12 protein-coding genes are annotated in these 14,585 nt (G+C 41.5%); 7 read left to right on the top strand and 5 right to left on the bottom strand.

Annotated elements, in window-relative coordinates; translation table 11 throughout:
• Positions 1-8: 8 nt before the first annotated feature.
• Positions 9-2,285 (bottom strand): S9 family peptidase, encoded by a 2,277-nt coding sequence (locus ACSLUH_RS08070; protein WP_448565800.1) that lies wholly within the window; start codon positions 2,283-2,285, stop codon positions 9-11.
• Between the two features lie 653 nt (positions 2,286-2,938).
• On the opposite strand from ACSLUH_RS08070, the gene ACSLUH_RS08065 reads away from it, so the two are divergent.
• The gene (locus ACSLUH_RS08065) at positions 2,939-3,973 is read left to right on the top strand and encodes a DcaP family trimeric outer membrane transporter (RefSeq protein ID WP_448565799.1); all 1,035 of its coding nucleotides are present in this window, start codon (positions 2,939-2,941) and stop codon (positions 3,971-3,973) included.
• Between the two features lie 288 nt (positions 3,974-4,261).
• On the top strand, positions 4,262-5,803 hold the full coding sequence (locus ACSLUH_RS08060) for a methyl-accepting chemotaxis protein (RefSeq protein WP_448565798.1): 1,542 nt from the start codon (positions 4,262-4,264) through the stop codon (positions 5,801-5,803).
• Between the two features lie 94 nt (positions 5,804-5,897).
• Here the strand turns inward: ACSLUH_RS08060 and ACSLUH_RS08055 are convergent, their stop codons facing one another.
• Complete coding sequence (locus ACSLUH_RS08055; RefSeq protein WP_448565797.1) at positions 5,898-6,482, bottom strand: hypothetical protein; 585 nt, start codon at positions 6,480-6,482, stop codon at positions 5,898-5,900.
• Between the two features lie 332 nt (positions 6,483-6,814).
• Complete coding sequence (locus ACSLUH_RS08050) at positions 6,815-9,136, bottom strand: Tex family protein (protein ID WP_448565796.1); 2,322 nt, start codon at positions 9,134-9,136, stop codon at positions 6,815-6,817.
• Positions 9,137-9,381: 245 nt separating this feature from the next.
• Between ACSLUH_RS08050 and ACSLUH_RS08045 the strand changes: the two genes are divergently transcribed.
• From ACSLUH_RS08045 to ACSLUH_RS08025, 5 genes are all read left to right on the top strand, one after another.
• Positions 9,382-9,729, top strand: coding sequence for a MerR family transcriptional regulator (locus ACSLUH_RS08045; protein ID WP_448565795.1), 348 nt, complete (start codon positions 9,382-9,384; stop codon positions 9,727-9,729).
• A 63-nt stretch (positions 9,730-9,792) separates the two neighbouring features.
• Complete coding sequence (locus ACSLUH_RS08040; protein ID WP_448565794.1) at positions 9,793-10,659, top strand: PhzF family protein; 867 nt, start codon at positions 9,793-9,795, stop codon at positions 10,657-10,659.
• Positions 10,640-11,023, top strand: coding sequence for an ArsR/SmtB family transcription factor (locus tag ACSLUH_RS08035; protein ID WP_448565793.1), 384 nt, complete (start codon positions 10,640-10,642; stop codon positions 11,021-11,023). The genes ACSLUH_RS08040 and ACSLUH_RS08035 overlap by 20 nt, the downstream gene beginning before the upstream one ends.
• Positions 11,024-11,082: 59 nt before the next feature.
• Positions 11,083-12,174: a permease gene (locus tag ACSLUH_RS08030; RefSeq protein WP_448565792.1), complete on the top strand. Its 1,092-nt coding sequence runs from the start codon at positions 11,083-11,085 to the stop codon at positions 12,172-12,174.
• Positions 12,174-13,337 carry a M14 family metallopeptidase gene (locus ACSLUH_RS08025; RefSeq protein ID WP_448565791.1) on the top strand — a complete coding sequence of 388 codons (1,164 nt, stop codon included), beginning with the start codon at positions 12,174-12,176 and terminating at the stop codon, positions 13,335-13,337. The genes ACSLUH_RS08030 and ACSLUH_RS08025 overlap by 1 nt, the downstream gene beginning before the upstream one ends.
• A 52-nt stretch (positions 13,338-13,389) precedes the next feature.
• On the opposite strand, the gene ACSLUH_RS08020 is transcribed toward ACSLUH_RS08025, so the two are convergent.
• Both ACSLUH_RS08020 and ACSLUH_RS08015 read right to left on the bottom strand, forming a co-directional pair.
• Complete coding sequence (locus ACSLUH_RS08020; RefSeq protein ID WP_448565790.1) at positions 13,390-14,136, bottom strand: GNAT family N-acetyltransferase; 747 nt, start codon at positions 14,134-14,136, stop codon at positions 13,390-13,392.
• Positions 14,126-14,584, bottom strand: coding sequence for a DMT family transporter (locus ACSLUH_RS08015; protein WP_448565789.1), 459 nt, complete (start codon positions 14,582-14,584; stop codon positions 14,126-14,128). Before ACSLUH_RS08015 ends, ACSLUH_RS08020 begins: the two co-directional genes overlap by 11 nt.
• Position 14,585: the final 1 nt, after the last annotated feature.

The following is a 14,585-nucleotide window of genomic DNA, read 5'->3' as shown; positions in this document are numbered from 1 at the left end:
CAGTCATGCTATTGACTAAATTGATACTCTTTCGGTGGTGTCGCACCCATTAAATGGGTAACAAAATAATCCCACCTTTTCCTCAACATAAACGATTCCATGGCAAAACCATGGCCTCGGTTAGGTAGCATTAACATATCAAAGTCTTTATTAGCGGCAATCAAGGCTTCAACCACCAATAACGTATTATAAGGCGGTACATTGGTATCTGTTGTGCCATGAACCAGCAACAATTTACCTTTTAAGTTTTTCGCAATAAGTTGATTTGCTTGGCTATCATAATTGGTGGTGTTGTCCTCGTGATTGATTAACATACCATGATATTTTTCGCCCCATTCATCCGCATAATTTCTATTGTCATGATTTCCTGCTTGCGAGACAGCCACTTTATAAAAATCAGGATATAGTAATAAAGCACGAGTTGAAGCAAACCCACCACCAGAGTGACCCCAAATGCCGACACGATCTAAATCCATCCATTGATGTTTTGTTGCCAGTTGTTTAATCGCTGCAACTTGATCAGGAATACCACTGTCCCCCATGTTGCCATAGTAAGCATTATGGAATGCTTTTGAACGACCAGGCGTGCCAAGTGCATCTATTTCAACCACAATAAAACCTAATTCGGCTAAGGCTTGGTGATCTCTACGAGCAGCCTGAAAATGACGGCCACGAATACTACCAACTTGAGGCCCTGGATATAAATAATTGACGACTGGATATTTTTTGCTGCTATCGAAGTTTGACGGCAAGAAATATAAACCATGAATGTCGTGTTCGCCATTACGATCTTTAACAACAAAATGGTGAGGCGCTCGCCAACCACTCGCGGTTAAAGCACTAATATCCATGCGCTCAAGCTCAATCGATTTGCCCGCATTAACACCGCGCAAGTAACTCACTTCAGGCTCAGTTGGTGTTGATACTTGGTCAATAAAGTACTGACCGTCAGGACTTAAGGTAATACGATGATGCTTTTTCTCAGGAGTCAGTAGCGTTAAATCAGAGCCATCTTTATTGACGCGATACAGAGAGTGATAATAAGGATCACTGCCCTCTCGTCCTGCACCAGTAAATACCAATTGCCCGTTAGCTTGATCAACATGCAAAAGCGCTATAACGGTCCAATCCCCTTGAGTGATTTGACGCTTAACTTTACCGGTATTGGCATCAATTAAGTACAAATGCCCCCAATTGCTGCGCTGCGAAAACCAGATAATTTCATTAGATTTATCTAAATAGTGCCAACTGATACCGGCAACACCCGACTCAAAAAATGCGTCAGTTTTTTCCGTAAACACTGTCTTTACTTGCCCCGTGGTTGCATCAGCAATTTTTAGCGTCGCACTTTTATGGTCTCGACTTGACGATACGAAAGCAAAACCCTGACTATCTTCAGCCCAATCTATGTCCAAAAGCTGACCATCTCGACCTGCAACATGATCGGTAATAGTAGAGCGGTGATCATCTGCAGCCATTTTCAAAGGGACGACTTTCCTTTGATCAACATCAATGACCACGCGATGAATTTTAAAAATATGCTCGTCACCGGGTAATGGGTATTTCCAGACATCAATCGTAGGATGACCAACGTTAGTTGACACTATTCCCATTTCACCTACATTACGGCTATCATGTTTAAATGTGGCGAGTTTGCTTGAATCAGGTGACCACTTAACCACTGGCTTATCGCTTCTTATCCAGCCGGCATTGTTAGTAGCATAACCAAAGTCCTTAATACCATCTTTGGTGAGTTGAGTTTCTTTATTGGTCGCCAACTCTCTCATCCATAAGTTGTGCTCACGAATAAATACCGCTTTCTTGCCATCGGGAGATAATTGTTCATTGTTATGCTCAATTAACTTACTTTCCTGACAAATGTAGCTCGAAAGGTTGCAACGATAATTAACACCACTAACCTTTACGCTAAGATATTGCTGGCTCATCTCTTCGATACGCTTGAATGGTAAAGCATTTCCATCAACTTGCGTTTCACTGACACGCGCTAAAGATTCAGCCAATTTTTGATGGTCAAAAGCTGCTACTTTCTTACCATTATCAGCACTTACCTTGTAAAAGCGATATCCTTGGGGAGTATTGCTACGGTAAATGACTGTGGCATCGCTATTCCACACAGGACGTTCTAACGTACCGACAACCAACTTGTCTACGTTTGAAGCAAGTCGTTGCTCTGCTCTTTGATAATCTGCTTGGCTAAGCGATTCTCCATTAGCATTAACAGCTAAAACCGTAAGTAACGGCGTAAGCCAGTAGTGTTTCCTCATGACATAACCCTATTTTATTGAAGTTATTTTATTAAGGCGTATTAATCTTTTGCGGTTTAAATAGCCTCTAAAAATCAACACACCCTAAATGATTAAAAATACTTATCGCAATATTAGCATCAAGTTTACTGGATTACGCGCATTGTCAAAGTGATTATCGTTTAAGTCACTAAGTTCAGCGATAAAACTCCTGTTATCTGCTAAAGCGTGTTGATCTTTGCGGTACAAATTTTGTTCGAATTAAACGTGATTTAATCGAGGCGTAGCGAATACAGTATGGTTATTCTATACAAATGAGTAACAACAAGGAGTAAATCACGTTTAAACAAATCCTAAGGACAGCGCCCATTTGAAATTTCTACTTCGTTATTGCCTATTTATGGGGAATAACCACATGACATAGGCTCTGTCTTGTATAAACTTCAAATGAACTGCTGCAAAAATGTACATCAAAGATCAACACGCTCTAATCTCGAGGCATTTATTCGACTAAAGTCTAATGCCAAAACCCCCATTCTTAGACTTAGGTCTAATTTCTCATTGGGTTCGTTATGACTAAGTTAGTAGAAGACTAATAACTATAATTAAAAAAATATAGCCTCAGAATCCTTAGCAGTCTTTCTAGGCTAACCAGATCAAATGGGGATACGAGAATGTTCAACAAAAAACACACATTGCTTGCTGCAAGCGTTTTGCTGCTATCGAGTCAGGCTCAAGCAGGCTATTCAATACAAATCAATGATCAAGACACCATAACCTTTGGTGGATATCTGCAGGGTGATGTCCGTTATGTCGATGGTAACGTCAATTCCTACTTAGGTGACTTTTGGATCGGTAACGCCGCAGAAGGAGACATCTCAAGTGTTAAGTTTTCGGTGGCCTCATCTCGTTTAAATACCAAGTATACGCACGGTGATATTACTGGCTTTGTTGAGTTGGACTTTTACACTGGAGAAGGAAATCAAATACTCACTAACTCAATTGGCCCTCGCATGCGCCATGCGTTTATAAAATATAAAAACTGGACGGTAGGCCAAACCTGGTCGACGTTTATGAATACCAGTGCTTTGGCAGAGGCTGCTGATTTTGGTGGACCATTAGTCGCTTCAGCGTTTGTTCGCCAAACCCAAATTAGATACACCAATGGAAATTTCCAATTCGCTATTGAAAACCCAGAGTCGTATGGTGGTGATCCTAGTCAAGATTCGCTACCCGATATGGTCGGTAAATACACTTTCAAAGGTGATTGGGGTAACGTCGCGGTTTCAGCTGTTGCTAGACAACTCAATACTCTAGGTGGTGAAAGTGAATCTGCTTTGGGTTATGGTGTCTCAGGCCGTATTAATACTTTTGGTAAAGATGATCTACGCTTCGCTATCCACGGTGGCAATATTGGTCGCTATGTTGGCGCCGCTGCATCAACTGACTTAGTCGGTGAAGAAGTAGAAGATAGCACATCCATTATGGTTTCTTATCGTCATTTCTGGACGGAAACCTTACGTAGTAACTTTTTCTATGGTAACACCGAAACCGATAAATCTGACCGTGATCGCACGCATTGGGGGGTCAATATTTTTCAAAACATCACCAAAGAACTGTCTTATGGTGTCGAATTTGGCAATTATGAAGTTGCCGATTTAGATCTTGATTCTGACTATGCTCAATTGTCAATAAAATACGTTTTGTAATCGGTTCATTGCGTTAGTTGGCCAATATGATGGCTATGTTAGGGGAAGTTTATCTTCCCCTTTTTTTAGAGCGTGTTGATATGGTTTCAATACTAGCACTGACTGCTAACGATAGAGCGACAAACTTCTTAACCATATCCACCGTACACTTGCCTTGAAGACTCAGGTAAATAAAGTCTTAAATTAATTTATATTATAATAATCATTCGCATTTACCCAACTTATCGATAATAATTGCAATTATGTTGATGTTTATTAGATAAAAATTATCACTGCAAGGCTGCATAAATGACCCAAACAAGCTCATCAAAAGAAGTCACTTTTTCCTCTAGCGAACAATTAGTATCAACCACCGACTTACAAGGTGATATCACCTACGCCAATGACAACTTTTGCCGTATCGCTGGCTATACTAGAGAAGAACTTATCGGTCAGCATCACAATATTGTTCGTCACCCTGATATGCCAAAAGCGGCATTTGCTGATTTGTGGCAAAAACTTAAACGTGGTGATTCATGGCGAGGAATGGTTAAGAATCGCTGTAAGAATGGTGATTATTACTGGGTTGATGCTTATGTGACCCCATTATATGCTGGTGACAAAATTGTTGGTTATCAGTCAGTTCGCGTTGCCCCAAGCAATGAACAAAAACAAGCAGCAGAGCAACTTTATCAGGCCATTAACCAAGGTAAACCACTACGAGAGTTTTCTGCTAACCTCTCTCTTAAAAGAATCATTGCTGCGCTATTAGTGATGCTCACGACATTATTGGCGTTTGTCTTACATGGCTTTTTCGCCGCTTTAGGTTTATTGGTATTAGTGGCGTTATTGGTCATTATATTTGCAGAGGAAATGATCACACTTCCTAGCGAGCTAGCGTCTATCGATAATAAATATGAGAGCCCATCTCGACTGATTTTTGCTGGTAAAGGGTTGGCGGCAAAGTTACGTTATCCCTATCTCATGCAGCAAGCTAAAGTCAGAACCATTTTAGGGCGCAGCAGAGACTCAGGGGCAATACTTGCCCAACTTGCTGATGAACTAAATCAAACCGCACAACAGACACTTGACGGATTATTTGAAGAAAATAACCAATTAGGTCAATTAGCGACAGCGATCACCGAGATGAGTGCAACGATTGGAGAAGTGAGCCAAAATACCAATGAAGCTCATGACAAAGTCACTGAGATTGTTGGCCAATGCGACCAAACGAATACCTTAATCAACACCACGCAAGGCAAGATCACCAAGTTATCCTCGAGTGTCGAAAATGCTGCTGCCAGTGCTGAAGCCTTAGTGGATGATGCCACCAAAATTGCCACGATAATGAGTGAGATTCAAGGGATCGCTGACCAAACAAACTTATTAGCACTGAATGCCGCCATTGAAGCGGCTCGCGCTGGTGAACAAGGTCGCGGTTTTGCTGTGGTCGCCGATGAAGTTCGCACGCTAGCGGGTAGAACCCAAAGCGCTACAGAGCATATTCAAGGGTCTGTGGTTGATTTGCAAAACACCTTGAAAAAGTGGAGTGATGTAATGCTACTTAGTCGCGATGATGCCAATCATTGTGTCCAAGATACTCATCAAGCTCAGGAGAGCATGGCAACCATCAAAACCATGGTCGACGAAATTAGCGGCATTACGGCACAGATCGCTACAGCGACAGAAGAGCAAAGTGTCGTTGCCGATCAGGTTAGCCAAAGTATTCATGCCATTGATGATATTGCTAAAAACAATACCGCTAGCGCAGAAGCTGTTAGCCATAATGGTGAGAAAGTTAAAGAGAATGCCGATGGCTTAGAAGAGCTTGCCTCAACTTTTAGAGGTTAACTTCGCTGGCGATAAATACCAGCTGATTTTAAATAGGCTTCAAACGATAGACAATAGTAAGTGTCAGTAGGGTATCCCCTACTGACATCATGCCTTAAGGTTGAGCGAAAAATGTTAGCCCGCCAGAGCCAACCATCACATCAAAATGGTTTCTCAAATAGTCATCTTCACCCGGACAATTATTCACTAGCGCATGCAATACTAAAGTGCCCATCACTAAGTCTTCATAATCGCCAGTGCCGGCAACAAAATTGATCTGTTCAACCCCTGTTAACGGTATACCCGCTGAACAAAAGCCATCGCCTTGCTGTGGAATCAAAAAATCGCCTTGAGAATACAGCGTCCCGGTTTTTTCATCATTAACTAAAGTGTGAGATAAGGTCATCGTACCCATGTCCATCACCCCAGTATATTCACCACGGATCACCAAACGTTTTCTAATCCGCTTTTTTTCTTGCTCGGATAGGTCACTCCACCCTTCGCGGTGTAGGACGACACTATAGCGTCCGACTTGACGTGGCGCCTCCCCTAAAGATATTCGACTGACTTCTCGAGAAAAGCTATGACCAGATACCGGTACATAGGTACCATCAAGCACACCAGAATTTTGTCCTGCGGTCGCTTGAAAAGCTCCTAGTGATAAACACAACCCGATAGAATAGATGAATGATTTTTTCATCGTGATAACTCCTTGTTAAAACTATTTTAATTCAGCCTGCTTCCTAAAATTGCAGTGCGTCGATACTGTAAAAGAATTTCAATGAAGAAACAAAATCTTTTAATCAAAAGGCTGGTATTGTTTTTTAATTTTAGCGTGTTAACTGACAAAACAGTTCGAGCTTGTCAGGAAAGTGATAACCTCACAAATCTCTTTGCTGGACGATTGCATAGATTCAGGAAGTAGAGCGACTCAGGAGACAAAGCCGAGAATGACGACAACGGCATCAATGTGCTTTGTTCACACAATCCTGAGATAGCTCTGAATTGGTTAACTATTTATTGCTATTAGTATTACTTTTTCAGTTTTGCAAAGGCATCAGCAAACGCATTACCCATCGCAGCATTATTAGGTGCTTTAGGCTTACTCTGTTGGCCTCTCGTTTTAGGCTGAGCATTATGCTTGGCTGGCGCTTTAGCTACGTTAGCTTTAGGTTTAGCCGCTGTTGGTTCATCTAATCGCATGGTTAGACTAATACGCTTGCGTTTCACATCAACTTCCGTGACCTTCACTTTAACAATATCACCTGCTTTAACCACTTCACGCGGGTCACTGACAAATTTATTAGTTAATGAAGAAATATGTACTAAGCCATCTTGATGAACACCAATATCAACAAATGCACCAAAGTTTGCAACATTGGAAATCACTCCCTCTAATATCATACCTTCAGATAAATCTTCAATACTATTAACACCTTCTTTAAAGCTCGCGGTTTTAAACTCTGGACGCGGATCGCGCCCTGGTTTTTCTAATTCATTGACGACATCGCTAACCGTTAGCACGCCAAAATCGTCATCAATTAGTTGACTTTTATCGACTGTCGCTAACAATTCTTTTTGTCCAAGCAATTGATCTAGCTCGCGGTTTAATTGGCGAATAATCTTTTCAACGATAGGGTACGTTTCTGGGTGAACACCAGAGGCATCAAGTGGGTTTTCTCCATCACGGATACGTAAGAAGCCAGCCGCTTGCTCGAACGCTTTAGGACCGATACGTGGTACATGTTGTAATTGTTCCCTCAACGTGAAACGACCATGCTGATCACGATATTGTACTAAGTTTTGCGCCATGGTTTTACTTAAGCCGGCAACGCGTGCTAATAATGCTGGCGAGGCACTGTTAACATCGACGCCAACGGCATTTACGCAATCTTCAATGACATTATCAAGTGCTTGAGTTAGCTTACTTTGGTTAACGTCGTGCTGGTACTGTCCAACGCCAATGGCTTTGGCATCAATTTTCACTAATTCTGCTAGTGGGTCTTGAAGACGTCTGGCAATAGAAACCGCGCCACGCAGAGAAACATCCAACTCTGGAAATTCATTCGCAGCAAGTTCGGAAGCCGAGTAGACCGAGGCGCCCGCTTCACTGACAATCAATCGCGTTGGCTTATTGGCTTCAAGTTCTGAAATCGCTTCGGCAACTAACTTGTCTGACTCTCGTGAGCCGGTGCCATTACCAATCGCAATCAGCTCCACTTTATGTTGTTTACATAAATTAACGATAGTGCGTTTTGATTTTTCCCAATTATTTTGCGGTGCATGAGGAAAAATCGTCAAGGTTTGCAGCAACTTGCCAGTCTCATCAACCACCGCTAATTTACAACCCGTTCTTAATCCAGGATCTAGGCCAAGGGTTACCTTTGCACCAGCGGGGGCAGCAAGTAATAAATCTTTTAAATTTTCAGCAAAGACTTTAATAGACTCTTGCTCGGCACGCTCTCTAAGTTGCCCAAGCAATTCTGTTTCTAAGCTAGTTAACAATTTCGTCTTCCATGCTCGACGAATCACTTTAGTTAAAAAGCTTGCTGCCGGTTGAGCACTTAGATTAAATCGATAGTGATCATGAATAATTTGCTCACCGCTACTATAGGCATTCGCGTCTTGTCCTGGATCCGCCTCTATCGATAAACGCAAAAAGCCTTCATTTCTTCCACGTAACATCGCTAATGCTCGGTGAGCGGGTACTTTAATCAGCAATTCACTGTGGTTAAAATAGTCTTTATACTTTTGCGCCGCTGCGTCTTTTTCATTAACGACGACACCACGAATATGACCATTCTTACGCAAATGATTTCTGAGCTTTTGCAACAATTCAGCGTCTTCGGCCATACGTTCCATTATTATAGCGCTGACGCCATCAAGCACTTCTTTAACGTCATTGATACCCTGTTCAGGGTTAATAAAATCGCTAGCGAGTAGCTCGGGATCCACTTGCAAATCTGCAACAATACTATCGGCTAAGGGCAACAACCCTGCTAAAATCGCCTGTTGACCTTTAGTTTTCCGTTTAGGTTTATAGGGTAAATATAAGTCTTCTAAGCGGGTTTTATTATCTGCCGCATTAATTTTTTCAGCGAGTTCAGGCGTTAATTTTTGCTGTTGCTCGATATTGGCTAAAATAACCGCGCGACGTTCATTGAGTTCTCGCAAATAACTAAGACGTTGTTCTAAAACACGTAAGTGGCCATCATCTAAGCCTTGGGTAACTTCTTTGCGATATCGAGCAATAAATGGAACCGTTGCCCCGTCATCGAGGAGCTTGATTGCAGCATTAATTTGAGATGTTTTAACGTTAAGTTCTAGAGCGATTTGCTCAGCAATTGCGGTCATTTATTTTTCCCACTCGCGAATGACAAATTTTTCAGGCGCATAGTATAACGTGTTAATGAACGAATGATGATAGTATTTATGTGAATTTTGTTAAGTGCTTTTACTAGGGCGTGTTGAGCTTTTCCGGCTAAATTTCGTTCGTGCTAACAGCATTTGATCACGACATTGGTAACTTAATGAAAAAGCTTTACATTCATCAATTGTCGCTTAGGCTTTATGCTATCGAATAAACGAAGGGTAAGATTATGAAAATAGGTCAAGTCAGTAAACAAACCAACCTAGGTATTCATACCATTCGTTACTACGAAAAACAGGGACTGATAAAGCGACCTGATATTGATGACAGTGGCCACAGAAATTATAGTATTCAAGATGTCGACCTGTTGAATTGGATTGCCTGTATGAAAAACGCGGGCATGCCATTAAGTCAGATTCAGCACTATGCACAAGCTTATTATCAAGATGATCAAGAAAAGTGTATGGCGTTTCTTCAACAACACCTAGCCCAACTTGAACAAAAAAAGCAAGATATTGAGCATTACCTCAAAGTAACCAATGAAAAAATCGCGCGATTAAAAAAGTCCTTGACCTAGAGTATGGTCTAGCTAATTACCATAGATCTCACGTTAACCAACTCAACACACTAACGGAGATAAATGATGATCCTCAACGTACCTATTGTTAACGCTTTTATCGATGGAAAAACGGGTGGAAATCCAGCCGGCGTTATTCTAGATAGCGACAAATTTACTCAAGCACAAAAGCAATTACTGGCAAAAGAAATTGGCCTTTCTGAAACCGCTTTTGTATCACGCTCGACCAAGGCTGACTACAAGCTTGAATTCTTTACACCGGAAAAACAAATCGCGCATTGTGGTCACGCCACAATCGCTGCTTTTAGTTATTTATCGCAGCAAGGGTTACTTGCAACTCCCAACAGCTCAAAAGAAACCATTGATGGCATTCGACAAATCCAGTTGAAAGAAAACAAAGCATTTATGGAGCAATTGCCACCTAAATACCGAGATGTAGATGAAAGTTTAGATGAAATCTACCAGACGCTCGGAATAACTAAAGAACACGGTATTGGCGAACCAAAAATTGTTAATACCGGCAATAGTTTCTTAGTGATCGGTGTTGACAATATCCTGACATTACAAAGGCTAACACCTGATTTCGAAGCAATTGCTGCTTATTCAGAAAAATATAACCTCATTGGTTTTTATGTTTTTACGTTAGAAACCAATATAGCAAATAGAACTGCATCCACCCGTATGTTTGCACCTAGCTATGGTATACAAGAAGAATCAGCAACTGGCATGGCAGCAGGCCCACTCGCTTGCTATCTATTTGATCAGCTCGCCATAGATCAACCTGATATGTGCATTGAACAAGGTTATGCAATGACACCGCCATCACCTAGCGTTATTCAAGTATCGCTAAAACTTACTAATAGAAAAATTGTCTCGTTGACTGCGGGAGGCATTGGTCAAGCAACTCGCTATGTCGACGTCGAAATATAAATCGATATCCAACTTATATTTCGATAATTCTAGAAATGTATTGACAGTGGCGATGAAGTCATCTAACATCGCCACCATGAACATAGATAAAGCCGCGAATCAACTCGCAGAATTGGGTCATAAAACTCGATTAGAAATATATAGAACGCTTGTTAAAGCAGGGCAAGAAGGTTTACCTGTATCTGCGATACAAGAAAAGCTCGATGTACCAGGCTCTACTCTGTCACATCATATTTCTCGCTTAGTTCAAGTAGGCCTTGTATCACAAACACGTGAAGGAAGAGTGTTGCGATGTAACGCCCAGTATCAGGAGCTAGACAACTTAATCGCATTTCTTTCTGAAGAGTGCTGCCAAGGCTGTTAAAGCTTTTTTTTAATCTTATATTTCGAATATTCTAGAAATATAAAATTGGAGTAGAAAAAATGAGTTCATCTCTACAAACAACTGATGTGGTATCTCAGTTTATCTCAACGATACCTGTGTCAACAGCAACCCAAGAAGCGATCAGCTTTTTTATTGGCACCTTTGCCGAACTTGCGTTGTTATTCGTTGGTATTAGTTTTATTGTCAGCTTAATCAACCATTATTTACCTGCAGAAAAAATCCAGGCAATTCTATCGGGTAGTCGTGGTTATGGCGCTGCTATCGCGCTGGGCGCAGTGACACCATTTTGCAGTTGCTCTACGCTACCAATGACTGTCGGTCTATTAAAAGCACGCGCTTCTTTTGGACCAGTAATGGCTTTTTTGTTTACCTCCCCCCTAGTGAATCCGTTTATTATCGCACTTTTTTGGGTAACCTTTGGCGCCCAAATCACACTGCTATACAGCATATTTGCTATTACCATGTCTGGCGTATGTGGTGCAGTATTAGCTCACTTTAATTTTGAGCGTTTTATCAAACACGAAAGCCTTGGCATAAGTAATCAGTGTAATGACTCAAATGCTGCCAAAACTTCATGTGAACCACAAAGCTGCACACCAAGTTCAACTGTCAGCAACATAAGCACGGACTCGTGTTGTTCGCCAACAGATACGGCTAATGCAGAAACTTCAAATTGCTGTGAAACAGAGCCAAAATATCAATCAAATCATACCTTTTACAGCTTGGTAAAAGGCGCGTTTAACGAGTTAAAAACCATGCTGCCATACATGGTGATTGGTGTTGCCATTGGGGCTGTATTGCATGGCTATGTACCTGCCCAGTTATTTACCTCTTTTGCTAATACAAGCTTAATGTTGTTAATTCCGATGTCAGCGATTATCGGCGTATTTCTGTATGTTAGAGCTTCAACGATGGTGCCTATTGCCGCATCACTAATCGCTAAAGGTATGAGTGTTGGTGCGGTGATGTCTTTAACCATAGCCGGCGCTGGTGCCAGCCTTCCAGAGATGGTGATGTTAAAGCGCTTGTTTCACTGGCCATTGCTACTTGCTTTTATCACCTCAGTATTTTTAACCGCCTGCTTTACTGGCTTTGTTATCGAATTACTAAACGTAGGAGTAACCTTATAATGATCACCATTAGTTCAAATTTTGAAGGTGGCGCTATTGAAGTTGTTGAAGCTGACAGCGCAAGTAACATTATCGTTAACATTAAAAAGGATAATCAAGCCTGTACCCGACAATGGTTCTATTTTTCAGTATCAACACAGCAGGCTGAACAACAACATATTACTATCCGTAATGCCAGTGAAGTTTCGTTTTCAAAAGCGTGGCAAGATTACCAGGCATTTGCTTCTTACGACAACCAAAGTTGGTTTCGAGTAACTACTAGTTTTGATGGTGATAAGTTACACCTTAATCTTTTAGCTGAGCGCTCGACCGTCTATTACGCATACTTTGTACCGTATCCTTTGACTAGGCAAAAGCAATTAGTTGATTCTATCAAGCGCTCCCCTTTGGTGAGCTCAATACCGCTTCCGAACTCGCCTTTAGGGCAAACGATGGAAATATTAAGGTTTGGTAAACCAAGTCAATCGACAAAAAACGTTTGGATTATTGCACGGCAGCATCCTGGTGAAACAATGGCACAATGGGTGATAGAAGGCAGCATTAATGCCTTGCTTGACAATACCCCGTTAACAGAAAGTCAACATGAGTATGTGTTTTATCTCGTTGCCAATATGAATCCGGATGGTACCTTATTAGGTAATCACCGCACTAACGCACTAGGCAAAAACTTAAATCGTTGTTGGGACGAAGCATGTGCCGAGCAATGCCCAGAAGTATTTTATGTGCAAAAGGCAATGGCGGAGATTGGCGTTGATTTCTTTTTCGATCTTCATGGCGATGAAGAAATTCCCTACAACTTCATCATGTCCAAAGGTCATGATGAAAGCGCACAGTCGGTTAAACAAGAGCTTGCCAAGCGCTCAGCAAACTTTCAAACAGAATATGACTACAATAGTTTTCAAACAGGTTGTGGTACGAGTTGCTGTAGCGCTAATAAAAGCAAAGCAAAAACAGCTACAGGTTATGTTACCGAGCACTTTAACGTGCCATCTTTGCTATTAGAAGCTTCATTCAAGCCGTTACAAAATTCTGGAGCTAGCGAGACATGGGACCACCTCGAATGCATCAAGCTTGGAGAGCAACTGATCAATACGGTTTTTCAAGTGCCTAATACGTTAGCGTCTCACAACAATGAAAGTTCAGGCAAATGTGGTTGTAGCTAGTGCTAGTATACCCTGTTAGGCTTAGCCATTGATTAAGAAAAAGCGCATTTCATCATGCGCTTTTTCGATAATTATCAATAGTAAACAAGGTGTTAAAGCCAAGTTTTTGATACAAAGGCAAGCCGAGTTTTGAAGCCTGCAACACGATGTGTTCTGCATCAGATACCAACGCCTGCTCAAATAGTCTCAGCATTAGTTGATATGCAACGCCTTTTCCTTGCCAAGCAGGGGCAACAGCAACTTGATGAACCCCTAAATAACTTCCTGTTTGAAAAAATAAGGCGGTTCCTACATATTGACCCTCTTTAGCTGCTAAATAAACGTTAACGTCATCCCGCTCAAGTAAGATCTGTATAGCACCTTCATCAATCGCATAATTAAAGGCACTGCTAGCAATATCTTTCCAAATAGCGAGATTCTCTTTAGTAACTACTCGCTCAATAGATATGTCTTGTTGTTCAAGTCTGTGCTGTTGACGCCAAGCATTTCTCGGTAATTGCATCGCCGTTTGAGAAAAGCCAATTTGCCAATCATCATTAAGAAGCTTTTGCGCTAATGCTAAATGTGATGGCTCTAGTGAGGGCCACAACGGACAAATAATGCCCGCTTGTCGCCTAGATTGCTCAGCTAATAGGGTATCTAAAACATCACCGGCATTGCTTGAGGAAGCAAACCAGCTTCGATGTGGCCAGCTACTATTAACATTTACACTTTGCTTTACACCAATTGGCAAGGACTTGAAGCCATACAATTGCCACAACGCGATCAAGTTACTAAGATTGGCTTGCTTATGATCCATAGTTAGATTTTCCATTCATTAAAATAACACCAACAATTAAGGCGACAATTCCACATAATTTTTGCCCGTTTAACGGGGTAGTGGGCAAACTAAGCCAACCAAAATGACTGGTCAGCGCTGCTGCTAACATTTGACCTGTTAATGCATATGACATCATCGCGCCACCCCCCATTTTTGGGATTAAATAGTAAAACAAGCCAACCCCCAGAGCGCTTAGTGCCCCTCCTGAAAACCAAAAGTAAATAGGGATATTCTTTACTTGTTGAACATCAGGGTAATGTTTAGTGGTCACCAACAGCATACCAATAGAAAATACACAAGCGGTAAAAAAAGCTATTGCGGTGCCTAGCATAGAGTTTTTTAATAACACCCCTAACTGCGCATTTAGATTGGCTTGAATCGCGATCGCTGCGCCAGCAAGAAATGCCAGTAACATCAGTAGATTCATC

This window comes from Thalassotalea ganghwensis (assembly GCF_053485795.1).
The sequence above is the reverse complement of the archived record's forward strand: the minus strand, read 5'-3'. Positions and strand labels throughout refer to the sequence as shown.